At 58.2% G+C, this 26,168-nt stretch carries 18 protein-coding genes, 1 tRNA gene and 2 pseudogenes; 14 read left to right on the top strand and 7 right to left on the bottom strand.

Features of this window, described 5'->3' with window-relative positions; genetic code table 11:
- The first annotated feature begins 1,487 nt into the window (after positions 1-1,487).
- Positions 1,488-1,766, top strand: coding sequence for a hypothetical protein (locus SH292x_RS15440; protein WP_442481908.1), 279 nt, complete (start codon positions 1,488-1,490; stop codon positions 1,764-1,766).
- Between the two features lie 37 nt (positions 1,767-1,803).
- Here SH292x_RS15440 and SH292x_RS15445 read toward each other — a convergent pair whose 3' ends face one another.
- The 4 genes from SH292x_RS15445 to SH292x_RS15460 all read right to left on the bottom strand — a co-directional run bounded on the left by SH292x_RS15445 (position 1,804) and on the right by SH292x_RS15460 (position 6,677).
- Positions 1,804-2,004, bottom strand: coding sequence for a hypothetical protein (locus tag SH292x_RS15445; protein ID WP_442481909.1), 201 nt, complete (start codon positions 2,002-2,004; stop codon positions 1,804-1,806).
- A 1-nt stretch (position 2,005) separates the two neighbouring features.
- A complete protein-coding gene (locus SH292x_RS15450; protein WP_442481910.1) occupies positions 2,006-2,872 on the bottom strand; it encodes a hypothetical protein in 867 nt (288 codons plus the stop codon).
- Positions 2,873-2,900: 28 nt separating this feature from the next.
- Positions 2,901-3,593 carry a RipA family octameric membrane protein gene (locus SH292x_RS15455; protein WP_442481911.1) on the bottom strand — a complete coding sequence of 231 codons (693 nt, stop codon included), beginning with the start codon at positions 3,591-3,593 and terminating at the stop codon, positions 2,901-2,903.
- Positions 3,594-3,665: 72 nt separating this feature from the next.
- Positions 3,666-6,677, bottom strand: a complete 3,012-nt coding sequence (locus SH292x_RS15460) for a DNA methyltransferase (protein WP_442481912.1) — start codon at positions 6,675-6,677, stop codon at positions 3,666-3,668.
- A 1,365-nt stretch (positions 6,678-8,042) separates the two neighbouring features.
- Here SH292x_RS15460 and SH292x_RS15465 point away from each other — a divergent pair.
- The 7 genes and pseudogenes from SH292x_RS15465 to SH292x_RS15495 form a co-directional block, all read left to right on the top strand.
- Positions 8,043-8,642 carry a hypothetical protein gene (locus SH292x_RS15465; protein ID WP_442481913.1) on the top strand — a complete coding sequence of 200 codons (600 nt, stop codon included), beginning with the start codon at positions 8,043-8,045 and terminating at the stop codon, positions 8,640-8,642.
- A 720-nt stretch (positions 8,643-9,362) separates the two neighbouring features.
- Positions 9,363-9,575 carry a helix-turn-helix transcriptional regulator gene (locus SH292x_RS15470; protein WP_442481914.1) on the top strand — a complete coding sequence of 71 codons (213 nt, stop codon included), beginning with the start codon at positions 9,363-9,365 and terminating at the stop codon, positions 9,573-9,575.
- 36 nt (positions 9,576-9,611) lie between these two features.
- A pseudogene (locus SH292x_RS15475) lies at positions 9,612-10,103 on the top strand (bifunctional DNA primase/polymerase); the annotation flags it as partial.
- Positions 10,104-10,136: 33 nt separating this feature from the next.
- Positions 10,137-10,928 (top strand): hypothetical protein, encoded by a 792-nt coding sequence (locus tag SH292x_RS15480; RefSeq protein WP_442485888.1) that lies wholly within the window; start codon positions 10,137-10,139, stop codon positions 10,926-10,928.
- Positions 10,929-11,007: 79 nt separating this feature from the next.
- A complete protein-coding gene (locus tag SH292x_RS15485; protein ID WP_442481915.1) occupies positions 11,008-11,256 on the top strand; it encodes a hypothetical protein in 249 nt (82 codons plus the stop codon).
- Between the two features lie 2 nt (positions 11,257-11,258).
- Positions 11,259-11,609: a type II toxin-antitoxin system PemK/MazF family toxin gene (locus tag SH292x_RS15490; protein ID WP_442481916.1), complete on the top strand. Its 351-nt coding sequence runs from the start codon at positions 11,259-11,261 to the stop codon at positions 11,607-11,609.
- A gap of 455 nt (positions 11,610-12,064) precedes the next feature.
- Positions 12,065-12,688, top strand: a pseudogene (locus SH292x_RS15495) (tyrosine-type recombinase/integrase); the annotation flags it as partial.
- Between the two features lie 166 nt (positions 12,689-12,854).
- Here SH292x_RS15495 and SH292x_RS15500 read toward each other — a convergent pair.
- The 3 genes from SH292x_RS15500 to glgX all read right to left on the bottom strand — a co-directional run bounded on the left by SH292x_RS15500 (position 12,855) and on the right by glgX (position 16,360).
- Positions 12,855-12,940: transfer RNA gene (locus SH292x_RS15500), tRNA-Leu, on the bottom strand.
- 39 nt (positions 12,941-12,979) lie between these two features.
- A complete protein-coding gene (gene cbiE / locus SH292x_RS15505; protein WP_442481917.1) occupies positions 12,980-14,215 on the bottom strand; it encodes a precorrin-6y C5,15-methyltransferase (decarboxylating) subunit CbiE in 1,236 nt (411 codons plus the stop codon).
- A 69-nt stretch (positions 14,216-14,284) separates the two neighbouring features.
- Positions 14,285-16,360 carry a glycogen debranching protein GlgX gene (glgX, locus tag SH292x_RS15510; RefSeq protein WP_442485863.1) on the bottom strand — a complete coding sequence of 692 codons (2,076 nt, stop codon included), beginning with the start codon at positions 16,358-16,360 and terminating at the stop codon, positions 14,285-14,287.
- Between the two features lie 501 nt (positions 16,361-16,861).
- Between glgX and purM the strand changes: the two genes are divergently transcribed.
- From purM to SH292x_RS15540, 6 genes are all read left to right on the top strand, one after another.
- The gene (purM, locus tag SH292x_RS15515) at positions 16,862-17,902 is read left to right on the top strand and encodes a phosphoribosylformylglycinamidine cyclo-ligase (protein WP_442481918.1); all 1,041 of its coding nucleotides are present in this window, start codon (positions 16,862-16,864) and stop codon (positions 17,900-17,902) included.
- Positions 17,903-18,046: 144 nt separating this feature from the next.
- A complete protein-coding gene (locus SH292x_RS15520) occupies positions 18,047-18,904 on the top strand; it encodes a hypothetical protein (protein WP_442481919.1) in 858 nt (285 codons plus the stop codon).
- Positions 18,905-19,125: 221 nt separating this feature from the next.
- Positions 19,126-19,389: a response regulator transcription factor gene (locus SH292x_RS15525; protein ID WP_442481920.1), complete on the top strand. Its 264-nt coding sequence runs from the start codon at positions 19,126-19,128 to the stop codon at positions 19,387-19,389.
- Positions 19,390-19,729: 340 nt separating this feature from the next.
- Positions 19,730-20,263 carry a sigma-70 family RNA polymerase sigma factor gene (locus SH292x_RS15530; RefSeq protein WP_442481921.1) on the top strand — a complete coding sequence of 178 codons (534 nt, stop codon included), beginning with the start codon at positions 19,730-19,732 and terminating at the stop codon, positions 20,261-20,263.
- Between the two features lie 3 nt (positions 20,264-20,266).
- A complete protein-coding gene (locus SH292x_RS15535) occupies positions 20,267-21,706 on the top strand; it encodes a hypothetical protein (protein WP_442481922.1) in 1,440 nt (479 codons plus the stop codon).
- A 193-nt stretch (positions 21,707-21,899) separates the two neighbouring features.
- Entirely contained in the window at positions 21,900-26,144 is a 4,245-nt protein-coding gene (locus SH292x_RS15540) for a beta strand repeat-containing protein (protein ID WP_442481923.1), read from the top strand.
- Positions 26,145-26,168: the final 24 nt, after the last annotated feature.

Below are 26,168 nucleotides of genomic sequence, written 5' to 3' on the forward strand. Positions count from 1 at the left end.
CCGCGTGGGAACACATGGATGGCCGCTCCGCGGCCCTGGCCCAAACCGGGTAGCACGGACACTCGGCCGCTTCCCGCCCTGCTTCTTCACAAGCTCCCCACGGCCGCGTGTCCGTGTGCGCAGCACACGAGGCCTTCGCGTGCTCTTTCGTTACGGGTGCCTGGGGACGAGCCCCGCGAGCCCTCAGTTAGTTGCGCGACTTGCACGAGCTCGCGCATTCCCCTTTTCACAGCCGCGGAGCGGCGACAGCGCCTAGCCCGGGGCGCGAGCCCCGGGACCACTGACCCCCAGTGCCCCAAAAGCCCCGGAGGGGCGATAGCGATCGCAAACATGCAGGGACCTTAAACGCGTGTCATTCTGAGGGGAGTAGCACGACCCGAAGAATCTCGCCCCCTGTGAATACTTTCCCAATGGCGCAGGAGATCCTTCAGTCGCTAGGGCTCCCTCAGGATGACATAGGGGTCTGTAGTTCGCAGGTTTCCTTGTCCACAACCATTTCCCACAAAATGCCCACGCGTACACATCAGCACTTGACACACGTGTGTACATATGCTACAATACAACTTGTTCATTGCACGCGTGGGGCGTGCTGGGCGAAGAGGTCGTAGGCCGTATCAAGCCTGCGCCGCGTGCGGCAATTTACGCTAAATCCAATCGCGAATACTCAACCACTCGCGCTTCTATTCCCGTAGCCACGAAGTGGCGCGCTTCGACAGCCCAGGACGAAGTCCTGGGAACTCGTTTCCGACGACGACCCGTAGTCCCAACGGGACGCGATAACTTAGCGCGAACTAAAACTACCTACCCGAGCCAGGGCTGCGCCCTGGCCTACCACAGCGCGCTCCTTCGGAGCTAACCGCTTCGCGTCTTTGCGCCTTCGCGTGAGAAACTGAAAACGCTCGCCAATCAAGCAGACCATTGCGACGGTTTCTACAACTCAACACCCTAAGCGCCGCACGCGGCGCGGAGCTTGATACGGCCTACTCGCAACCTTCGAAGAGTAAAGTCGCACCTGCGGGTTACCCCTGCGACATTATTAAATTCCACCCCAGGAGCAAATGATGACTTCAGCCGAGAAAACACGAGACTTTTTGATGCCCGCCCAAATGCCGCCGAAGAGTAAAGTCGCACCCAATGAAAAAGTCGCAGAAGTGGGACTTTACTCGCGTGGGGCGGGGAGGTTGCTCAGGGACGAGGCCAACCACGGCCTTGACGGGCCCCGCTCGCCTATAAGTCAAAGAAACAACCAACAGTAGCCGAGACCGGACTCGAAGCGATTGGCGTAAACAGTTGTAGCACTAACGACTTAGGGCGCGAGCAGTTTCCGAGCGCTGCAGAATCCGGTGCACTTGGGGGCGAATCGGTGGTGGTCGATCCCGATTTGCAGCGCGTCATCGACGCCTGGGGAACACTTGGGAACACCCAAAAAGGGGAGATCCTTACCCTTCTTGCCCGTTATAGCCGTTTAGAAACGGAGGGTTTCTAAAATGAGTGACATGCGCGCCGAAAATGGCCGATTCCAGGCGGGGAATCCAGGAGGTCCGGGGCGGCCGCCCAAGGGGCCCCCTTCCCGGTATCTAGTGGCAATGGAAGAAACCATCACCGATTCGGAATGGAAGCGACTGGTACGAGTCACCTACGAGCGGGCGCTCAAGGGTGATCATCGGGCGCGGGAGTGGCTAGCAAAGTATCTGGTGGTCGGCGGAGGTAGAAGCAACCGCGCCGGCCAGCTAGCGCCCAACAACCAAGAACCTTGCGACGCGTAGTAAGCAAGTGTCAGGGACCACGTATAAGCTAACCGCGTTAGCGGTTAACGTTGCCAGTGGTCCCTAGCCAACTGGGGCGACTTCCAGGAGCGAAATCTACGCTAACAATGTCGCCGAGGACGCGACGATACTCGTCGAGTGACTGAGGCGACGGGCGCTGGGTAGTCACGTGCCGCTGCTCTTCGGCGTACCGCTCGATGGTATTCCGAGATTTTTGCTCGTCGTGCCAGTTAAGCATTTTAGGTATCCAAAGCCGCATCGAGAGATTTGTGGCATACCCAACGAAACTTCCTGTCCGACGTTATGACAGCCAGTTCTATGGGTCCGCCGCAAGCAGGTTCGAGGTGCGAAAACTTAATCGCTTTTATGGTCGTGTAGATCGAAGAGTACACCCAGTCAATCGCGTCCCTCAAAGGCAAGTCTACGGCTTGGCCGAGACGATTGTCAAGGACGATTTGAATTAGCTCGTCCTGGGTGCCACCCCATTTTCCCGAATTCATAATTGCAAACAGGAGGGGATCATCCATCGCGTACATTAACCGCGACATGAGATTGGACCACCCCCAAAACCGCGGGTAGCCGGGGAGGATCGAGCTCGGCGGAGCTGGGTTAAATTCTTCGGGCCGAAACCAAATCTCGTAGGCTTCTGGTCGGCGTTCCTTAGTGTGCCCACCCACACAGAATCCGACCGATAGCTTGAATCGAAGATCGTTATACCTTTGCTTCTCTTCCGCGGTGGCTTCCTCACCCTTATTTTTTATCTCAAATAGCTCCGAACGTTCTGCGGCTAAGTTAATGCAATATTGCGACCAGTAAAGGGTCGACCATCGCCAAGCCACTTCGTTCATAGTCGGCAACGGGGAGTGCTTCAGTTCGTCGCCTAGTTGAGCGACTAACGTTCGAATGCTCACCGCCCCGAGTGATCCCAGCCCCCAGCTCGCTATTCCGATAGATGAATCTTCACCAACTTCGAATACCTTCTGACCGTAGTTGAAGCGATGCGTTTCTCCTTCCGGCTTGCTGGGGGTGGTGACGAAGTTTGTAGTCGTGCTATCCGCGCCAAGCACAACTCCTTCAGACGATACATAGCATGCAGCAATTGTCATAGATGCGGCCCTTTAGGATAAAGTCTGGTTACTTTTTCGAGGGCGTGGCCGTTTCAAATCGGAATGTGCGGCGATACATCCTGACGGAGCGGTCACCAAATCGCCCCCTACCGTGTCCGTAGAGCATGGCGAACAAAAACCCAAAAGCCCCTAGACTTGCAATCACTACGAACAAGTTCATTCCGCACGGATTCCAATTTATCAAATCCTGGTCTACCAAGTACTTCGCGGCGATCAGCACCCAAACCATGACGAGCATTGCACTAACTATTTCGTTGATTTTGGAAACAGAGAACGTCTTCTCTTGATTTACGGTCTTATAAAGAGGTCCAACTACCAAATCTTCGAGCAAGTCGACATGAGTTTCCCAATGGCGTTGCCAAGACTTGCTACCGATATTGATACAAAGGAACGCACAAGACATCACGAATCCGATGCAAATAACGAAGTAGACTTCCGCGTGGTGATACGGATCTTCTGTTTTGTAATTCGCGGAGTTGACCAGAGCGAAATAGCCAGCAAACGTGGTGGCGATTAGCGCCCAAAAGTAGGTAGCGCGTTTCCAGTACAACTCGATCTCAAACTTCCGCGAATCCCAAGCTTGAGCGTACGCCTTTTCTGCTTTCTTTTCGTCCTTTTGAAGCGACGCAACGTAATCCTCTTTGCTGAGGGTTATCAGCGAGTTTGGATTGGGAGTGTAGAAGTACTTTAGTAGTTGCATGTAAACGCTCGATCGCTTGGTAGACCCAGAGCTCGATTTCCGATTCTGTATTTCAGACATGTTGCGATTCACTCACGCCGGGCGGATGCAATCGTCGGTCACCAGCTCGGATGGGTTAGGGTAGTCCGGCGGGATGCCGGGGGCGGTTACTGGTTCGCCCTTGTCGATGCGTGCGGCGACTTCGAGGTTCAGATCGAGCAGCTGCTGGAGTAGGTCGCTGCGCGGGTCGAATCCGTAGGCCTGAAGCACTGCGTTATCGAGTGCCGCTTGGGCGTCCTTAAGTGGATTTTTGCCCGGTAGCTCCAGCGTGCGATAGACCGCGCGCAGGCCGCCTTTTATCTTGGAAAGCGCATCGTCGCGAACCCGACGAATTTCGCAACTCGCGCTCGCCACCGCTTCGATCTGCTTGACACTCGGAGACTGAGGCCAAGGGAAGGTATCGAAGACTGTTTCAGGCGTGTAACGAAAGTCGCTCTTTAGTTTCGAGCATCTGGCAATGAACCATTGCCAGTGTGTGTTCGATTGCAATAATCCAAAGCTGTAGTCGTCATCGAACGTAAACACCTTCAATGCGTTGGTCGGCAGAATTCTTGAGCTTAGGAATACGAATGTTGGGCGCTTCATAACAGCGGAACAAGCGACTACCCGATTCCGCTTGGACATTGCTTCCTGTAAGTCGAGCCGCGGACGCTTCAATGCCCACCAAGTTTGCAAGCGGTTCTGATGTTCGCCCGTGCTTTTTCCTGTTTTGTCGAGCTCCTTAGCCGCGTTGCTCTGCCAATCGGGAAGAACGCGCTCTTGTATTACCGCCAAAACCTTAGGGAATTGCGATGCTTCGATTGCGTTCGTTCTGCTGAGATCGATAACGTACTCGGGATCGACCAGGAATTTACCTGTCAGTAGATCCGCACCGTTCAGGAATGGCTTAACATAGTCCGTGGAATCTGGATAAAGTGCTAGTAGTCTCTCGGCTTCCGCCTTCGTGATGACGAACCCCTTATGGCCGGTTTGAATGCCTTCGAAGCACGACTTAGGGTTGCGACTGACTTCAAGCACCTTTGCGCTAGACAAATCCACTTCGCTCGACAATGCGGAATTGATTTGTGGCACAAGTTCAAGACTCAGCTCGAACACCTTAGCAGCTGAGCCTTGCCCGGCCTTTCTTCTACCGGCCGGTCGTAACGATGAGTCGATTTTGGACCAAAGTTTTCGCTTTGCCGGAATGAGCAACTTGCTCTCGATCATCCGCTGTTCGCGCGGCGTGTACCGCGGTGGCAAGCTGTGCTTTACCCAATTGGCGATCGAGACGTGGACATTGGCTTCGCCGCTCCACGGTTGGTTGTCGACTGCTTCGATCACGGTACCGGACTTCGCGACATATTCGAGGCCCCCTTCCCGCGCCTCGTTATTACGAATGTTCTGTGTACCAACTAGGCCAGCACGGCCAGCAAACGGGTCCTCCGGCGTACACTCGGGCAAATGATCGTGAGAGCGGCGAATCCAATAGACGCAGTAGTCAGACCGGCGAGTTATCTCGGGGTAAAGCGTTTCAAGGGATTTCCCGTAGGCAATCCCGTGTTCCAGCGTGACCTTTCTCGCGTCCAGAAACGGTGGATTGCCAATAATCACGTCCGCTGGTGGCCAATCCGTACGAAATGACACTCCCCCTTCGAATGGAGTGACAAGCGCGTCGCAAACCTTAAAATTGGCGTCCAAGTTATCAAGCGGCAGCGCCCGTTCGTCCATGTGTAGCTCGTCGATCGCCAGCTTGCGGGCGATCATCATCGTTACCTTGGCGAGCTCGACGGCAAACGGATTAATATCCATGCCATAGAACTGCTTGGCAGTCACGAACGATAAACGTTTGGTCTGCTTCCCTTTCTTGGACAGCGAGTCCAGCCGTTCGAAGATGCGCTGCTCCAAACGCTTCATGGCGCGGTAGGCGAGGTAGAGAAAGTTTCCGCTACCGCAAGCCGGATCGAGGACGCGAAGCGTTTGCAGGCGATCGTGAAGGGCTTCGAGCTGCTTTTGGGTGGTCGCGCCATCGATCATCGCTTCCCACGGTTCTAGGATCGTGGGGCGAACGATCTTCATGATGTCGACGCCGGAGGTAAAGTGCGCGCCATAAGCGTGGCGCTCCTCGGCTTCGACCGAATGCTCAAAGATCGTGCCGAAGATCTCGGGTCGAACCTTCGACCAGTTTGCTTCGGCCGATTTGGCAAGCTGTGCCACCTCGTCCTCGTGGAGCTCCAACCGCACCGGATCGGCGAACAACCCTCCATTGAAATAGTCGACCCCCTTATAGCGCCCTCCGGCGGTGATGCCCGGCGTATTCATCTCGACGAACAGTCCGCCAATCAGATCGTACGCCTGGGCTGGCGTTTTGCAGTCATCGAGCAAGCGGGCGAACGTGTACTTTTCGAGCAGCTTAATATCTTCAGCAAACAGCGCCACCAAGCACTGCAGCACGAATCGCTGGGCCTGCTCCCGCTCGATCCCGCGACCAATCAGCTTGTTAAACAGCGTGGCGAGCCGATCGGCCGCCTCGCGCGTCACGTCCTCCTGATTGTTCTTAAACTTCGGCGCTTCACTGGTGGGAAACAGGAACGCGAGCGGGCCCCACCGCTCGGGCAAATCTGCGAGCGCCAAGCGGTCGACCGGTTCGTCGAGCTGCGTATTGAAATCGTAAACCCAGAACTCGTCGAAATTGCACAGCACGACGTATTGCGGCCGTCCTGGTACCAACCGCTCCCAGTACTTGAACGCCTGGTTGTAGTGCTTGGCCAGATCGACGCCGCGCTTCTTCATTTCGATCAGAACGATCGGTTTCCATACGTAGTCGGCAAACGAGGTTCCGCCCCCATCCTCGGCGGACTTCTTAATGCGGAACTCGGCTTTGCCGCCGACTTCGAGCAGCCCCTTTTGGCCGAACGCCTGGAGCAGCCGGTCGACGAATAGCTGAGCTTCGCCCTTTTCATCGCCGCTAATGTGGTCGCGAACCCATTCCACGAACCGCGTGATCCGCGCCTCGCGCGAGTTGTCAACGTTGCTGCCATCGGTTGGCACGGCGGGCGAGTGATCCATCGAGCTCGGCGGGTATAAGGCGAAAAGGGGAGAAACGCAGAACCCCACGCAGAGCAGCGCCCGCGCGAGCGAACCCTAGATTAGCCGGACCATCGGGCCCGCTGCTAGTGCGGGGCGTACCCCGCTGGTGCCGCCTGTCTGAACGCAGGGTTAATCACACGGGGAACCATGCGCGACCCTGGGGGTCCGGGCAAAAAGTAGGCGCACAAGCCCCCCACGCCCCCCAGGACGATAGGTACAACTCCCCCATACTCCCCCGGGACCAAATACCTTTTTGCTCCCGAGATTTTAGCGCCGCGGTGGTTACGGTCGGAGACACGCGGACGCGAAAATCAGAGCACCCCCCGGGGGCGTGCTGATTGTACCACGTCCGCCGCTACGACCGACAGCTTAGCTCGGCGTGATTCTTGGCAGGTTTCCACTAGGGGGGCTTATGGAGGCCCCTGGGGAGGCCTGCCGCGGCGCTGCGCTCGTCGGGTCCTTCCCACCGACTCCCACGATAGGGGTCCAGCCGCTTTGCGCAATTCATACGTACGCGACGCCTCAAAGCGTGGTGGTAGTAGTAGGAGCGGCCGGCGGACGGACTATATCGGCGTCCCGTGCGATTGCCCTTGCCCCGACCGTGGTGGCGGTCGCCCGAAGGACCCGACCGCCCAGGGTTGCTATTTGTTCCGCCGGCCCCGCCACCACCTTCGGATCTGGTCCTGGACGTCCCACGCGATGCAAAGGGGCAAGTAGAAAACTATCCAACCGATTAGCAAGACGGAACCACACATCGCTGCCTGAGCTAGAAACGGCAGCAGCCCCGGAGCAACTTCCGTCGCTGGGTAGATTTTAGTAGCCATAGCAGCCGAGAGGCTGCAACTTAGGAACCACAGAACGCGGGAGACAGCGGGCGGCGGCCACGTTTCCCAAAATCGATCTACTTCCACTTCTTTACCCTCTCTGAGAATGTGTGCAGTAGCATACTAACCTGCGACCGCAAACGCTAGAATTAGTACCGTTTTGACACACGCCGACTGATCATCGGCTTTAGGCTCGCCACGGGTGCGGCGCGTTCCCTACCTTTCACGCCCACCCGGGTGAGCTGTTTTGAAAGGTGGGTTGATGCACGCTTATATCCCAAGTATCGACTTGGCCATTTTGCCAGAGGACGTGCGGACGAATTTACTGGAAAGTTGCGATCACTTTCTTACATACTTGCAGCTCGTGGAGCATGGGCTGAGTGTGGGTGGGGAATCGCTAGTCGATGCAAGGCCGCCCATTGGGTCCGCGCCACTGTGTGAACTCCTCGGTGAAATTGTCTGGAAGCCGCCCACGGAACCGAGAGACCGGGCATGGTTACGAGAAGTCTCCCAAGTACGATTGGAATCTACCGACTTATATGAACCACCGCTGGTGTACTCGTCGTTCTTCGGCGAAGCGTCGCTTTTCACTAGCGCATTCAACTTTGTTGAAGAGCTGATCGAGTACGCATGCGACCGGGTTTTTGCCATTTCAATTCCCAACTTCGAGGCGAAAGAGACCCTTAGTTCAATTCCAGAAGATGAGTGGACAGAAGCTAATGAGATAGAGATGCAACGATATATTTGCGATCTAGCGGCGTTTCTTGCCCGACTAGGACAGTTACCTACCGTGTCGGACGGCGAGCTTGTGCTAGACGAGCTTGTTCGCGAAGCGAAAGCCGTGGCTGACTTTCGGAAGACGGGAAGGTCTTGGGCGGGCGATCGACACAGAGCGAATTCGGCCGCTAACCGAGGGTGCGACGCGGCCAAACTTGCAAAGGCGCTCCAGTATGTGAAAGCGTACGGCCCCGTCGAAAAGCAACTCCTGATAGCGAAACATATTGACGTATCCTTAGCGACCTTTAGAAGCAACTTTGTTCCGGTACTCAAGTCGCAAGGTATGTACCATTCCAAGGAGGGTTGGAAAGTGACGGAAAAGTGGTCGAATGAACACATCTGACGTAGCGCAATGTAGCGCGAACTTTCTCAACACTCGGTTGGCGGCAATGATGCGTTCATGTGCATCAACCGGCAAGCTTCTGCGTTGGACCCACTCGCCTCCACCAATACGGAACTCGCCCAGGCCCTAAGGTTTCTAAACGCCACGTGCACCCGCTCGGTGGCACTTGGCGGGTACCGAAGAAACACCACGGGCTACTTAGCTCAACTGCCTTCATTTCGACCCACATTGCGCCCCGTGCGTTTCACGTGAACCCCAGCGATCGCCCCTCATTATTTCGCGACTGCCGACGGGGCTCGTCGTAAACCGCTTACCAATAATGGTTTAGGAAGAGCCAAACATCCGAGAAAATTGCGTCGAGCATGTCGAAATTTTTGAGCACCCGGATATGATGATGCATCGAGTTGAACGGTGGTGCACTTAAGCACCCAACGTCGAAACAAAAAGAAGGCCGACCGCTGCAACGGTCGACCTCCGATTTGCCCAGTAGCCCCACAGTCTGAAATTGGAGAACTGCCAGACGCTTCAATAGTCCCAAGAGCGGCGCGTTAATGCAAGATACGCGCGCCAAAATTCTTGTGATCTTCACACGCCGGGGTCGCGGCGAGTCCACCTAACTGCCCCGTCTTTACGTTGTTTTCCGGCACCCCAGCCCGTGCGAACCCTTCAGGTTTCGATGCGTGGAAGGTGCGCGCATTCCCAGGAACGGAGACCCTTCCGATGCCCCAGCCAACGAAGTTGCTTTTAACCCCTAGAGAGACTGCCGACGCACTTGGCGTTAGTAGCCGCCACCTGCACACCCTCGACAAGAACGGCCGATTTGGCCCCCGAGCTATCCGCCTGAATCGATCGGTCCGCTACGCGCGAGTCGAGGTCGAGGCATGGTTGGCTGCTGGGGCACCCCCTCGGAGTGAATGGAACTGGCGCGCCTGATCCCCGCCGCCAGACCGGTGGAATAAACGCAACATAATGCAACAAGGTAGGACCGTGGCAAACCCCACACTAGACGCTGCGCGCGGATACCTCGGCCGTAGATGGTCGATATTCCCGCTAAAGATGGCGGACAAAAAGCCCGCCGTCCGTTGGAAGCGCTTCCAAACTGCGCTCCCAGGGGACCAGCTGTTGCATAACTGGTTCGCTGACCAATCGCTGGGGGTGGCGGTGATATTTGGCGACGCGTCGGGCGGTCTCGTATCGCGCGACTTCGACACGCTCAAGAGTTACACATTGTGGGCAGCTGACTTCCCCAAGCTGGCCCGGACGCTGCCCACGGTTCGCACGGCGCGTGGACGGCACGTGTACGCCAGAGCTACCCCCGAGAACGTCCAGGCGGTCCGCCAGCGGCTTGGAAAACGGGATGGCACCGGAGCTATTCACCTGGGAGACGGTGAGCTCCGCGCCGGCGTGGGCTGCTATAGCGCCTTGCCGCCATCGACCCATCCGTCGGGTCACCAGTACCAGTGGACGGTACCGCTGTCCCGGGGCCCGCTGCCGGTGATCGACTTGCTCGCCGCTGGGCTGGCTGAACCGGGGGAAGCATCCGAGCCCCCATCGATCGATCCACCGCTTGCCGATTTCGGACCATGCAACAGAGAACCCGGAGAGCACACAGATCACGGAGGAACACGTAGCCAAACAGAGATAACGGAAGCAATTAACACGGACGGTGTTTTTCTCGAAAAAATTGAGGGCAACCCAAATGACCAGATTGCTCAGGCGATTGCCCTAACCCTTCCGCGGGGTCCTGGTCGACGGCACCAGCAAGTATTCGAGTTGTGCCGGGCGTTGAAGGCAATTCCCGATTTATCCGACACCGAGCCCGCCCAGTTGAAACCGATCGTTCAACGGTGGCACCGCGACGCGCTGCCCATGATGAATACCAAGGCGTTTGAAGAAACTTGGATCGACTTCCTTAAAGGCTGGCCGAACGTCCTGTATCCCCTGGGAAAAGAACCGATGGCCCTAGTTTTCGACCGCGCGCGTTGCGCCGAGACGCCCATCGAGGCCGAGCACTTCGAGCAACCCGAGCTGCGGTTATTGGTGGCAATCTGCCGAGAACTGCAGCGCGGAGCACCTAGCCGGCCATTTTATCTATCGTGCCGCACCGCCGGCCGCTTGTTGGGCGTCGATCACACCACGGCGAGCCGGTGGCTCTTTCTATTGGAAGCGGAAGGCGTGCTGGCCGTTGTGGAAAAGGGGGATCGAAGAACGCGTAAAGCAAGCCGATTTCGGTACTTAGGGAAATTGTTTGCCGAAACCGCGATCTGCCTCGAGAATTCGAAGTAGGGGAAGTGTGGTGAATTCTGTACCCGCGGATGTAGTCGCTAGCGTATACTGGGATGCATACAGCCCAGGAGATCGTGTTATGGCTAGCGAAACCGTCCGCATTAAACCCGAAACTCACGCCAAGCTGCGATCTATTGCCGACGAGGCTGGGCAAACCATGCCCGAAGTCTTGGAGCAAGCGGTCGAGCTTCTGCGCCGCCAGCGGCTACTCGACGCGACCGATCGAGCATACGCGAAGCTGCGCAGCGACCCGAAAGCATGGGCGGCCGAAGAAGCCGAACGCGCCGCGTGGGATCGGACTTTGCTCGACGGTCAGGAGGACGATTAACGATGGCCACTGGCGATCCAATGCGCGGCGAAGTGTGGGACGTGGACCTAGACCCAGTGAAGGGACACGAGCAAGCGGGCAAACGCCCCGCGCTAATCGTGTCGGCAGATCGGCTGAACGCGAGCGCCGCGGGATTGCTGATCGTATTGCCCATCACAACGAAGGACAAACAGATTCCCTTACACGTGAAGGTAGCAAAGCCTACCGGTGGAGTTTCGAAGGACAGTTACGTCATCCCGGAGCAGGTCCGCAGCATCTCGCGCGGGCGACTAGTCCGCCGCCGCGGCAAGATCGACGCGGCGACAATGGCAAAGGTGGAAGATCATTTGCGAATCGTGCTGGATCTTCTTTGAGCGAAAGGTAAATCGTGGCGAGCATATCGAAAGAACCCAACGGCCGGCGGACCATTCAGTTCATGGCCGGCGATGGAAAGCGGAGGTCTATCCGCCTCGGGAAAGTCGCGCAGCGCGTGGCTGAAGGGATCAAGTATCGGGTGGAGGTAATCAACTCGGCGCTAATCTCGAAGCAAGCGATCGACCCCGATACGGCCCGCTGGTTGGCCGCTATCGAGGACGAGTTGCACGCCAAGCTAGCCAAGGTCGAGTTGTGCGAGGGGCGGAATATGGCCCTCCTGGGGCCGTTCCTAGATTCGTATCTTGCGGAGCGCACGGACGTTAAACCGCTGACGATGAAAAAGTACGAGACTACCAAGCGGATGCTGATCGAGCGATTCGGTCGCGAGCGTTCCCTACGCACGATCAAACCGACCGATGCCGACGCTTGGCGGGCAAAATTGGCGACCGGGGGAATGGGAGAGAACACGGTCCGTAAGCATATCGCGGTGTCGAAGGTGTTCTTCAACGCTGCCGTGCGGAAGGAACTGGTAGAGGCGAGCCCGTTTGCCGATTTGAAGGCGACCATCCAACCCAATACGGCCCGCTACCACTTTGTCACGCGGGCCGATGCGGAGAAAGTGCTCGACGCCTGCCCCGATGCGGAGTGGCGTTTGATCTTCGCCTTATGCCGCTTCGCGGGCGTGCGGTGCCCCTCCGAAGTGCTAACCCTAAAGTGGGAGCATGTAAACTGGCAGCACGAGCGGATCGAGGTCCAATCGCCCAAAACGGAGCACTTGGTCGGCGGCGAATCGAGGCTGGTGCCGATCTTCCCGGAGTTGCGCCCGTATCTGGAGGACGCGCAGGAGTTGGCCCCTAAGGGGGCCGAGTACGTAATCACGCGGTACCGCGACAGCAACTCCAATTTGCGAACGCAGCTAACGCGAATTGTGAAACGCGCCGGCCTGAAACCTTGGCCCAAGCCATTCCAGAATCTGCGATCGACTCGCGAGACTGAGTTGGCCGAGCGATTCCCGTTGCACGTCGTTTGCAACTGGATCGGTAATAGCGAACCCGTAGCCAACAAACACTATTTGCAGATTACAGACGAGCACTTTGCGCGAGCGCTGGAACCCGATCCCAAGGCGCTGCAAAATCCGGTGCAGAACTTGCCGGAAACGTTGGGAACTGCACCGCACGCTGCACCGGGTGCCCGCGAAAGCTTCGAGAAACGTCAAACGTATAGTGCGAAACAACACCACCAACTAGCCGAGACCGGACTCGAACCGGTACGCCCATTTCTGGACACTGGATTTTAAGTCCAGAGCGTCTGCCAATTCCGCCACTCGGCCTTGTGTTGGTGTTTTTGCATGAGGGTGTTGCTAGTGATCTCACTTCGTTACCGCGAGCAGGAACGACGGCTTTAGGGCGTCGAACGTTAGCGATTCGAGTTGATCGGTTCCGCGGGAGATGTTGATCATCCACACTTGGACATTATCACTATGAGTACGCAGGGTCTGGCGAAGTTCGCTAACCATGTCGACGCTGGTCAAATTCAGCACCAGTCGGCCTTCGGGGCGAAGGCGTTGGTAGGCCAGTTCGGCGATGCGAATCACTTCGCGACCGCTACCGGCGACGAACACGCAGTCGGGGTCGGGAAGGTTCGCCCACGCTTCGGGAGCCTTGCCCTGCACCGGTACAACGTTGCCGACGTTAAAACGTTTGGAGTTCGCTTCAATCAGCTGCTGGTCTTCGGGGTCCATTTCGATGGCGTACACGGTGCCATCGCTGGCGAGCTGTGCGGCTTCGACGCTCACCGAACCACTCCCCGCACCAACGTCCCACACAATGCTGTCTCGCCAAATATCGAGCTGCGCGAGGGCCAGCGAGCGAACTTCCGCCGACGTGATCAACCCGTACTTGGGCCGCGACTGGAAGAACACTTCGTCCGGATTGCCAAACAGCCGGCGCCCCACTGCTTCGCGGGGGCGGTCGGGAAGCTGGCGTTGGCGGACGAGGATCATCACGTTCAGGGCATCGAAGGTCTGACCCGCGATCTCGGCGAGCGAGCCACGCGTGACGCATTCGTTGCGAGCACCGAGGTTCTCGCAGACGTACGCGTCGAAGTAATCGATCTGCTTATCGAGCAACGCCTGGGCAATTTGGTTCGGCCCGATCTTATCGGTGGTGAACATGCCCACTTTGTCGGCGACGCGGATCTTCTCCAGCACCGAGCTCAGCGAGTGATTCGCCAGGTTCGTGAGATAGGCGTCGTCCCAGCTTTCCATCACCCGCGCGAACGCGAGCTGCATGCTGCTGACGTGCGGGATGACCTCAAACTGGTCCTTGCCAAAGCCGTCGGTGATGTAGCGGGCGAGCCCATAGAACATGGGATCGCCCAGCACCAGCACCACCGCTCGGCGTTTGCCAACGTTGCGAACTTGGTCGGCGAGATCGTGCAGGTCGCCGCTCAGCACCACGCGCTCGCCGACGACTTTGTCCGCCACCAGCGCGAGCGCACGCTCGGAGCCGAGCAGGACCTCGGCCTCCTCGATGCGCTTGGTCACCGAAGGAGGCACGGCCTGCAATCCATCGTCGCCGATGCCGATAATCGCGATCTTTGTCATGGGTCCTTCGCCCGAGGTATTGGGAACGAAGTACCACTGTACCACTGTCGGGCGAGGACTGACAACGGACTACTCCGCCACGTAGCAGCGGAGCGAGTGATGGGCCAGGACCACTGGCTTGCCGCTCGCTGCCAGAGGACCGTTCCGCTCGGGGTAAATGTCGTTCGGGGCGTCGGCCGCCGTGTCGATCAACAACCGCCAGCGGAGCTTTCTCGCGGGCTCGGGAATTGCAAACGACTGCTCGTCGCCACCCGAGTGCATCATGATAAGCACCGGCTGAGCGGCGGGATCGTTAAGCCAGCAAGTCCCCAGCAGGCAGGTCAAGCTGTTGAAGGTGCTCTCCCAATCGATCGACTGGCCTTCGACGCCGTACCAACTGACGTCCGGCAATTCGCCCGGCCGGCTGGCAGTTCCGGTGAGGAACTTCTGCCGGCGGAGCACAGGCTGAGCGCGGCGGAAAGCGATGACCTCGCGGGTGAAGCGGAACATCTCTTCGTTGCGGTCCACCAACTTCCAGTCGAACCAGCTGGTCGCGTTGTCCTGGCAGTAGGCGTTGTTGTTGCCACGCTGCGTGCGAAGGATTTCGTCGCCCGCGAGGATCATCGGCACGCCTTGGCTCAACAGCAAGGATGCGACCATGTTCTTCGCTTGGCGGCGACGCAGCGACACAATCGCCGAACGACGCGTGGGACCCTCGACCCCGTAGTTGGCCGAGTAGTTGTTGTTGTCCCCGTCGCGATTCTCTTCGCCGTTGTCGAGGTTGTGCTTCCGCTCGTAACTCACCAAATCGTTGAGCGAGTAGCCGTCGTGCGACGTGACGAAGTTGATGCTATGGTACGGATTGCGACCGCTCGGCTGGTAGAGATCGCTCGAACCAGCCAGACGTGTGGCCATCGCACCCGTCACACCAAAGTCACCACGCCAGTAGCGACGGATGTCGTCGCGGTAGTGACCGTTCCACTCGGCCCAGCGCATGTTGGCGAACGAACCGACCTGGAACGCACCCGCCGCGTCCCATGCTTCGGCGATGATCTTTGTATCGGCGAGCATCGGGTCTTCGGCAATCAGTTCCACCATCGGCGGATTGGGAACCAGCTCGCCGTTTCTATTGCGACTGAGAATCGACGCCAAGTCGAAGCGGAATCCGTCGACATGGTAGTTGTAGACCCAGTGACGCAGGCAGTGGAAAATCATCTCGCGGACAATCGGGTGATTGCCGTTGACGGTATTGCCGCAACCCGAGTAGTTCTTGTAACCACCATCTTTGGTGGTCATGTAGTAGACGTTGTTTTGCAGGCCCTTGAAGCTGAACGTCGGACCGCGTTCGTTGCCTTCGGACGTGTGATTGAACACCACGTCGAGGATCACTTCGATGCCGGCGGCGTGGAGTTCACGAACCATCGTCTTGAACTGGTTCACTTGCCCGCCCGGCTCTTCGCCGTGCATGTAGCCACGGTGCGGCGCGAAGAACGCCATGGGATCGTAGCCCCAGTAGTTCGGCCGGCGAGACTTCGAACCATCGCTCTCAAACATCGGGAACTCGTGCACCGGCATCAATTCGACGGCGGTGATGCCCAGCGACTTGAGGTAGGGAATCTTCTCGATGATCCCCAAGTAAGTCCCGGGATGCTCGACGCCGCTGGTGCTGCTTCGCGTCAAACCACGGACGTGCGTCTCGTAGATGATGGTCTCAGCAAGCGGGCGGCGGAGATGACGATCGCCCTGCCAGTCGAAATGGTCATCGATCACCACGCACTTCGGCGGGCGTACCAAGCCGTCGGACGATTTCTGATACGTTCCGGCGAGTGCTCGGGCGTAGGGATCGATCAGCCGAGCGTTCTTATCAAATCGCAGGCCCTTCGAAGGTTCGAAGGGACCATCGGCGCGAAAGTGATACAGGGTACCGGCGCGAAGACCTGGAACGAACACGCTCCAGATGTCGCCCCAGCGGTCGGTCACCGGGTCGAGATGAATGATGTCGGTCGGTTCGCGATCGTTGACATGATCGTACAGGAGTACGCTCATGGCAGTCGCAGAACGACTGTATACAGCGAACTGCACGCCGTCGTCGCGAAGGATCGCGCCATACGGCAGTGGGTAGCTGAATTGCAGCGGCGGAGGTGCGGGGTGCGACGGGGGCATCATCACGCTCGCTGCGCGAGCAAATAACCAGGGCGCCTGAAGTTGCATCGTCAGTGGCTTCCACGGGGCGAAAAGAACGGGAGGGTGCGCGTGAGCGCTAGGGTCAGGTCCTCCTGTCCTCGGCAGCCGCCAAGAGACCACTTGATATATGCTATCATCGTACCTTAGCTCTTCCGTCGTCAGAATGGTTCGCCGGAGACGGAACTTCGGGATAATCTCCATTTCCCGCACGCGGGCAACCGATAATCGCGGCCCTTTCTTTCCTACAACTGGCGGGCACGGCAGGTTGGACAGGCGACGAGCGACCTTCCGCCCGGTCGGTTTCCCTATTGGCCGCGAAACTCGCAGGACTGGGCGAATCCTCAAAACTGCTGCGATCGTCGCCGAGCGATGTTTCGCCGTTTGAGCGACATCGAGCACTTGCGATGCATGGCCACCGCGTTGACACTCTTATGCGGCGAATCCTACAATCAGCAGCTTCGGTGTTCCTGGCTCGGAAGTCCTATGGCGAAAACAACTTACAAAGATTCGGGCGTTGACCTTGAGGTGTACGCTCAGAGCATGGCGAAGTTGCCACGGCTCTTGAAGCGGACGCACTCGCCACGAGTGATCCCGGCCGATGGTGGTTTCGCTGGCCTGTTCTCGCTCGACTTCAGCGGGCACCTGTTCCGCCGCAACTACCAAGACCCGGTGCTGGTCTCCTGCACCGATGGCGTGGGGACGAAGGTCAAAGTCGCTCAAATGGCGGATCGCCACAACACGGTCGGTATCGACCTGGTGGCGATGTGCGTCAACGACGCCCTGTGCATGGGTGCCGAACCACTGTTCTTCCTCGATTACATGGCGATGAGCCACGACGACCCGGAGCTCGTCGAGGCGCTGGTCGAAGGGATCAGCCAGGGCTGTCTCGATGGCGACATGGCGCTGGTGGGTGGCGAGACGGCCATCATGCCCGACGTGTATTCACACGGCGATTACGATCTGGCGGGCTTCTGCGTGGGCGTGGTCGATCGTGCGAAGCTACTCGACGGTTCGGCTATTGTAGATGGCGATGTCCTGGTTGGCATCGAGTCGAGTGGCATCCACTCGAATGGTTACAGTTTAGTAAGAAAGATCGTCTTCGACGTGGCAGGCCTTCAACTGAGCGATCAAGTCGACGAGTGCGGCGGCAGCGTTGCGGACGTGCTGCTCACGCCAACCAAGATTTATACTTCGGCGGTCCGTAAGATTCTTTCGCACTACCGAGTGAAGCAGGTGGTGCACGGGATAGCACATATCACGGGTGGTGGATTGGAAGAGAACACCAGCCGCATCTTGCCAGCTGGACTCAAGCTTGCGATCAAGGAGGGGAGCTGGCCGGTGCCGCCGGTGTTCCAGTGGCTTCAGCGACTGGGCGAAGTGGACGATGCCGAGATGGCCCGTGTGTTCAACATGGGCATTGGATTAGTGATGGTGGTAAGTCCTTACTACGCCGAGAGCGTGCAAGCGCAACTTGCCGAGCTCGATCTGAAGAGCTGGGACATTGGTCGCGTGACGACCACCTAACCGATAGCGTGAATGCGTTGGCGCATTGTTGCGTTAATTTGCTTGTGCTTGTCTCCTCATCGGGTACCATGAGTTCGGGGAAATGAAGCTCGTGCGTCCCAGTGATTGGTTCGCGCGGGCACAGACTTCCAGGAGACTCGCACCATGCTGCTACGCGCGATGGTGGGAATGCTGCTTGTGGCTGCTTCGGCATCCGCGGCAGAGATGACTTTTCTTTCGTGGTCGGTCGACACGGGGCATGCCATTCCGGCCATCGTTTGTCAGCAACTTGCCGACATGCCACCGGCATCGATCTATGCCCTGGTTGATGTCGGACCGCGGGAAATTGACCGCTATTCCGCAGCAATTCGCAAGGCGCGGGGCGGAACCTATCGACACATAGCGACCTGGAGCGGTGGTCCCACTCGCGTGATGGTTTCCTACAACAGCGAGCACTTAGAACTACTCGAATCGCGCGAGTTGTTTCAGTTTGATGGGTACGAGATGAACGACTGGCGCCATCGCAGTCCGCTGGCGTGCTTGTTCGAACACCGGCGTAGCGGCGAGAGATTTTGGTTCGTCGCCGTGCACCTCGCGCGCGTCGACGCGGTGCTGCGTCGAAGTCAATCGCGCGGGTTAAGGTCGTGGGCGCGCAAATCAAAAGAGCCGATCGTCGCTATGGGTGTTTTCAACTTCGATTACGACTTCGTAGTCGAACACGGGAATCAATCGCACGAGTACTTTGTGCAAGGCGGAGAGTGGACGTGGGCGAAGCCGACGAAGATGATCGACACGCACTGGAGCGATCGCAATGACGATGGCCTTGATGACTATCCGAACAGTTGCCTCGATTTCGCCTTTCACGCGAAGTTGCCCGAAGAGTGGACTCTAACGAGCGAAGTCGTTGTTCGCGCTAATGATTTCCCAGATACTAATGCGTCGAGTAACCATCGTCCTATTCAAGCCAAGTTCATCCTACCAGGTCCGGCAATCCGACAAGAGGTGAAGAGTCGCGTGCGCTAGTGATAAGTGCCTATCACTCGGGGGGAAACACGAGTCGAAGTGTAAAGCAGCACATACAAAGCTGTGTCGCGCACCGTGTTGTCGAATTGCTATACCCCGCGGACTGGGGGTAGTTATGGATAGGGATTTGGAGCATAGTCGGCATGCGGTTTTGAGCGAGTAATTAGAATGAGTAGACTGGTCCCTTGAAGTATGTGGAGAGAGTAACTAAACATCGAAATATGACTTACGAACTAACCAAACGCGAACGCGAAGTAGTGCGCCTCATTAGCCTCGGTTGCTCCACCGAAGAGACAGCGCGGATCCTTGGAGTTACAGCACCGACGGTCGACACGCACCGAACGAATGCTATGCGGAAGCTGGGGGTCAGCAAGGTTGCCCTGGTAACCCGCTTCGCCCTGAAGCTTCGCCTGACGAAAATGAACGACACGCTCACACCCGCCGAGAAGCGACGTCGAGGCAAGAAGAAAGACGGCTGGAGCTAAGCTCCAACCACTGAAGCTACATGCCAGCCGAGCAGCTTGCTGCTCGGCTGTTTTTTTGGGATCACGATCCCGATTGCCTGTGGGCGGCAAGAAACAACTGCGGGCACCCGTGCGTTGCTCTAGTGATTCTTTTCGGTTGTCTAAATTTATTTAAGATTGTCCGTTGTGTCCGCGGAGCGGGCGACATTTACTATCCGCGAGAAGGCGGCTTCTCTACTCGGGCCTTTGGGCTCTCCTTGGCGGATGACAATCAACAGGTACCCCCCCCAGCGGGTTACTTGCTCCCTTTTCCTTAACTCCCTGGGCAATCGCGCCCGTGGCGTTCGTAACGCTGGTGCCCATGTCAAGTTCTGACGAACACCAAATCGTAGCGTTCTCCGATCTGCTGGCCGAAAGCCGCAGCCGGGTGTTCGGCTACATCTACGCCATGCTTCACAACATGAGCGACGCGGAGGACGTGTATCAACAGACCACCGTCCTGTTGTGGCAGAAGTTCGAGGAGTACGAACCAGGTACGGACTTCACCAGTTGGGCAATGCAGGTCGCGTACTTCAACATCAAGAACCACCAGCGGTCGCTCGGACGTTCGCGGGTATTCTTCAGCGATGCAGTGATGGAGAAGGTGGCGAGTAGCTACCTGGCTGGTCCGGCGGCCGAGGCGGACGATCGGACGGAAGCGCTCATTGGTTGCCTGCGCGAGCTGTCCGAAGACCATCAGTTATTGCTTCGTGCACGGTACGCCGAAGGCGAATCGATGAAACAGTTGGCGGCGCGAGAGAATAAGACCGAGGCAGCCGTATCGATGGTACTGACTCGACTCCGGCGAAGTCTGATGAAGTGCATACAAACTAAAGTGTCGGCGGCGGGGCACTAAGCGATGACCAAGCATCCTATCGACGAACCACTGATGCGACTGTTCGACAACGTGTTGTCGGGCGAGGCGAGCGCGACGGAAGTGCGTCGGCTCGAGAAGCTACTTGCTGACGACGAAGCGGTGCGAACGGCATTCGCGCTCGTGTCGCAGATGGATGTCGACCTTCGCCATGCTTATAGAACTGGTGCTATGGGTCCATCGCTCAAGTCCACGCGCCCCAGCGATCGAGCCCCATCCCCTGCCTCGCTTCCATCCACGCGATGGTGGCAGTGGGCGATGGCGATCGCTGCCATGGTGCTAGTCGCCGTTGGGCTAAGTTGGCCGAGTTCTACCGACACGCCGGTGATTGTTCCGCTGGCTTGCGTGGCGAGCAAACCGCCCGCGCCGGTAGCGACGCTCAGTTCACTCAAAAACGCTGAGTGGGAACAAAAGCAACTCGCCGTGGGCCACTCGATTCGCGAAGGCGAGTCGCTTGCGCTCAAGCAGGGCGAAGTCCGTATCAGCGTTGGCTACGGCGCGGAGATTGCCGCTCAGGCGCCGTGCTCCCTGACCTTCATTTCACGTGACAAGGTTCGCCTTGATTATGGCGACGTCACTGTTCATGTTGCGGAGTGGGCGAAGGGATACACGGTCCTCACCGACACGATGGAAGTAGTCGATCTAGGTACGACGTTCGCCGTCTCCGCTGCGAAGGGAGCGGGTGCCCAGACCAAAGTGCTCAAAGGCTTGGTGCGCGTGCACCCCAAACAAGCGGACCATGCGACTCCTAAGGGAGTCCTAGTTGGAGAAGGCCGGGCGTTTGCGGTGGACGAAGTCGGACGTCCCGACTCGCGGAAAGAATTCCCAGTCAACCTGCTGAGCCCGGTCGACATGGGATACATGAATCCTTACAAACCGATCACGGTGTTCAACACGGGTCTCGGCTTCCGTGAGGGTGACGAGGATCCCAACTGGCGCGTGGTGGCAGGCGAAGGAATCGACCCCGAGGCGAGCAATTACGCCATGGTCTGCACGCCCGACGAGCGCTACCTGCCGAACGATGCGCTTAGTTCGCAGTGGGTTTCGACTCCCAGTTGGCGTAACTCGGCTCGCAACTCGGTGTTTACGTTCCGCACTGAGTTCAGCCTGAAGGGCTACGACCTATCAACGATTCAGTTGTTCGGCCGATTTCTGGCAGACAATGGCATCCAAGAAGTCCGCGTCAACGACCAGCCCATTAAGGTCGTGCCGTGGACCGACAACGATAACGCTCAACAGTTCGATCACAGCAAGTTCCGGTACGTCGACGTGACGGAAGGACTGGTGCAAGGGATCAACTCGATTGAAGTGGATGTGTGGAATGGAATCTTCCAAGAACCCGCCGACGCGCGGGACAAACCGAACCCGATGGCACTCCGCGTGGAGTGGTATGCCTTTGGTCGGCAAACGGACCAAACCAACTAACCACCAACTCCAAGGCGTGGGCCCACGTCTGCCACGCCCTCTTTAACTTTTTGAAGCGTTCGACAGGCGGTCTGTTTAGCGCAACGCACACTGCAGCGGCAGGCCGACCCCCGTCGGGTGCCGTTACGACCACTGAATTCTGCCCACTTAGATCGTTCAGCGCGGAGATACCAGGATGATTACCCAACCGACCATGCGTTCCATATCGCAACGAGCGATTTTCTTCTGCAGTGTCGCCACGACGACCTTACTGCTCGCGGGCGCGGCCCAAGCGATTGATGTTAACCTGACAGCGGATAACGGGCTGGGAACCACTTCGTTCAACTCGGCTCTCAGTTGGAGTAACGCCGCGGCTCCCAGCGCCGGCAACAACTACTTCAACAACAACTTCTTGCTCCGCACCCCCGGCGATGGCAACAGCTACACCTTCGGGGGCGACTCGCTCACCATCACTTCGGACTCGGCTCCCGGCGTTCAGCTTAATGACGCGCTGATGTACAAGGGCACGGGAGCAACGGGCACCATTACGGTTAATAACCTGACCATCAATGGTGGCAATCTTCGCCAGGCCCAAGGCGCAGCCGATGTGTTCAATTTGGCCGGTAACTCCCTGACGGTCGGCAGCCTTGGAATGGGCGTTCACGTGCAGGGCCCACTGAACTTGCTGAGTACGCTCACTGGTGCGGGCGACATCACGGTCGTCGCAAATGGTAATGCGGATCCGCTCCGAACGTTTCATCTCAAGAACAGCGCCAATACGTTTACCGGCAACGTCCTTCTGCCCAATGCCACCCAGAGCCGCTTCGCAGTCGACGAAGGGGCCAACTTCCTGTTCGACATCAATGCCCCGGGCATCAACAACAGCATCAGTGGTGCCGGTGTTGCGACGTTCAATGGCATGTTCAACTTCGATCTAGCGGGAGCGAGCTCGACTCCCGGCGATTCTTGGACTTTGGTCAGCGCCGCCGGCGCTACCTACGGCACCACGTTCAGCGTAGGCAACGGGTTCACGCAATCCGGCTCGGTCTGGACCAATGGCACGTACACATTCACGCCTTCGACGGGTGTGCTGGCCGTCGCTGCTCCGCCCGTGGAGTGGAACGTCGATTCGGATGGGTTGTTCGGTACTGCTTCCAACTGGAGCAACAACGCGGTTCCGACTGCTGGCTCCAATGTCCTGTTCGGCGGTGTCATCACCGCCAATCGCACGGTGACCCTGGACTCGAACGTGTCGGCCAATAAGATCACGTTCGCTAACACCGGCGATGGCGATTACTATGTCAAGCCGCAAGCAGCGCAGACGATCACGCTCACTGGCGAAGCGAACATTGACACCACCGGCCGGCACTGGATCAGCGCCTCGATTGGTGGATTGTCCGGTCTCACTAAGGCCGGCTCTGGCGAACTCATTCTCGACGCGGGTAACACGTTCACCGGCGGACTTACCGTCAATGCCGGTCGTTTGTCGGTCACGCACCCCAGCGCCATTCCGGCAAACCAAAACGTGACGCTCACGGCCGCTGGTTCGAACCTGCTGTTCGGCGGCAATAATGGCTTCTTTGTCGATAACGGCGCGATCGGTGGCGGCTATCTCGGTGGCACCGTGAACGGTGTCATTTCCGGTGCGGGCACGGTGATCGTCACGCTGGGTGCGACGCCCACTTTCACTGGAGACAATACCTTTGCGGGTACCATGGTCGTCGAAGGCACTGACACCAAGCTGACCCTCTCGGGTGCCGGCACACCCGGCCTTTCGGATGGCACCGCGGCTTCGCTCACTCGCGTGAGTGGCACGGCACAGCTCGCACTGGTTAACAAAGCCGTCGGCAACGAAGTGCTTTACCTCGACGAACGCGTCGGCACTGCACCCGCTCACCTCACCAGCAGCGGTTCTAGCTCATGGGCAGGGAATATCAAAGCCGAAACGCCCCTTGAAGGAAGCAACTATAAGTTCGAATCGACCTCGGGAACGTTAACCCTTTCGGGCACCCTGTCGGCCTTCGACGCCGCGGCACCGAACGATCGTTACTTCGTGTTCGATGGGGCCGGCAACACCACCATCACCGGCCGCATCACCGACTACGCGACCGACGCTAACGGCAACTTCGTGGATGTTGAAATGAACGGCACCCCCGACACCAACGCGGGCCGCAACGTTCATGTCGTAAAGCGTGGCAGCGGCACGCTCACCATCGCCACCTCGACTTCGAACTCTTTCGACTACTGGGGAGCCAGCACGGTGATCGAAGCCGGCACACTGGCCGTGCAGGCGAGCGGTGGCACCGATGGCGAACTGGCTACCAGCGGCATCGATGTTCGTAGCGGCGCGACCTTCAACGTAAGTTCGTTCTCGCAGTACACCATCCAAAACGATCAGGCACTCCGCGGTGCGGGCACGGTCAATACCGGAGCCGGCAACGTCCGCCTCTTCGCCGGAAGCAACAACGTGGTTGCCCCTGGCGATAGCGGCGTTGGCACCCTCACGGTGAATGGCAATCTGGAGCTTTCCAATCTTGGCACCGGCGGCGTCATGCAGTACGAACTCGGCAACACGACAACCGTGGGTGGCACCGAGAGTGACTTGTTGTCCGTCAGCGGTGCGATCAACGCCTCGTCCGGCAGTCCCAGCGTCGTGGTTCAAGTCACTCCCCGTGAGGGAACGCTCGCCACGGGCTCCTATCGCTTGGCGAACCACTCGGGTGGTGCCATCGACGTGAGCGGCATGACGGGTCAAGCCGTAAACAACCTGGGCGAAACGCTCAACCCGCGTCAGACCTTCACCGTGACCTCGGCAGCCAATCAGATCAATCTGCAAGTGAGCGGATCGGCATCGAGCCTCACTTGGGCTGGCACCGCCGGCAATAACATTTGGAATGTGGCGAACAGCTCGAATTGGTCCGGTGGCAATCAGTTTCGTGACCTGGATGCAGTGACATTTGGGGCGAGCGGCGAGAAGAACGTGGTGGTTAACAGCCACGTCACGCCCGGAAGCACCACGTTCAACTCCGCCAGCACCTACACGTTCTCCGGCACCGGCGGACTCGCCGGCTACGGAGCGGTAAATGTCTCGAACGGTACCGTCAAATTGTACAACACGGGTAATGACTACCGTGGCACCACCACGGTCGCAAGCGGCGCAACGCTTGAAGCGACCGCGGCCTCGACGGGCAGCATGGTGGTGAATGGCACCCTGTCGGTTGGCAAGCCGGTGACGGAAACCCTGATCGACAACTTCAGCGGTGGCCTTGGCAGTTACACGAACACGGTGATTCTTGACACCGACATTAACGCAGGAGCGAACGTCGGAACCTGGCAGGTCTCCGGCGGGCAGTTGCAATACGACACCTCGACCTTCCAGTCGATTGAGCAGTCGGTGTTCGTTCGCAGCGGTATGAGCCTTGGAGTCGGCGAAGAACTGCAAATCGATATCGCCCACACAGGCGCCTCGCAGGACATTGGCCTCTACGTCGGTGGCACCGCTCCCACTGCGGCCAGCGTGGCGGACAACGATACTCGGCAGAACTTCTTGAACGTCTACGGCCGCAATGCCACGAACGTCTTCTCGCGAGGCTTCGTAGGAGCGACCGAGACGACACTAACTGGCGGAGCGATCGCTCAGCCAGCCTACGACAAGCTGTTCATCAAACGCGATGGACAGGACGACTATGAACTTGGCTACTACAACGGCGACACTCGCGTCGTCGTGGCGAATCGCGACAACATCACCCTGAACGATGGCAGTGTGGTCGGGTTCTACACCGACGTCCGCGCGGCGGGTATCCTGGGCAACCTCGCGAACCTGACGGTTGTTTCGGGTGGGGGAGTCGACACACTCGACATCAACGGCGATTTCAACCTTGGGTCGACGGGCACACTCGCTCTCGACATTAACGGCTCGGGAGCTGATCGCCTCGATATCAGTGGCTTTGCCACGCTGACGGGCGAGATTGCGGTCACGCTGGCCACCGGCTTCACGCCGGCCGACGGGCAGCAATTCACCCTGCTCTCGGCAGCCGGTGGCATTGCCACGGCTCTGGGCAGCCTCGACTTTGGAGCCGGTCTGCCAAGTGGCTTTACCGCTTCCTACAACGACTCGATGACGGACTTGATCCTGACGTTCGCCGCTGGACTTAATGGCGACTTCAATGGCGATGGCATCGTCAATCTGGCCGACTACACCGTGTGGCGTGACAACCTCGGTGCGACCGAAGATGACTTGCTGAGTGGCAATGGCACCGGTGGCGTGATCGACGCAGACGACTATGCCTTGTGGAAAACCAACTTCGGTGCCACTTCGGGTGCCGGCGCATTGGGTGGCATCAACGTGGGTCAGGCCACCGTGCCCGAGCCCAGTTCTGTTCTTCTGCTCCTCGGCCTCGCGGCCGGCGGAGCAACCTTGCTGCGTCGCCGTGGAATAGGGCAGCATTCCACGGTTTGACGCAGCGTGGATTCTTGTTGGTTA

This window comes from Aeoliella fuhlenseeensis, assembly GCF_052161615.1.
In the GTDB taxonomy this organism is placed as follows: domain Bacteria; phylum Planctomycetota; class Planctomycetia; order Pirellulales; family Lacipirellulaceae; genus Aeoliella.